Source organism: Olleya sp. Ti.3.14 (assembly GCF_038154885.1).
In the GTDB taxonomy this organism is placed as follows: Bacteria; Bacteroidota; Bacteroidia; order Flavobacteriales; family Flavobacteriaceae; genus Olleya.
On the sequence record NZ_JBAKAO010000086.1, the window covers coordinates 1 to 285 of the forward strand.

At 26.7% G+C, this 285-nt stretch carries 1 pseudogene; it reads left to right on the top strand.

Annotation, left to right across the window (positions count from 1 at the left end):
• Positions 1-285, top strand: a pseudogene (locus tag V6251_RS15395) (hypothetical protein); the annotation flags it as partial.

The following is a 285-nucleotide window of genomic DNA, read 5'->3' on the forward strand; positions in this document are numbered from 1 at the left end:
GTTAGCTAATGACTGGGTTTTTGGTTATTTGTCTTACGATTTAAAAAATGATGTAGAGCATTTAAAATCTGCTAATTATGATGGTTTAGCATTTCCTGATTTATATTTTTTTCAACCTAAAAAAAATCTTTTTAATTAAAGGTGATACTGTTGAAATGCAGTATTTGAAAATGGTTGATGATGAAGTGGAAATGGATGATGGAACAAAGTTATTATATACATATGATGTGTCTGGTAATCAAAATACAGATTACAGGCAATTAAATAACCATATTTTTATTTATG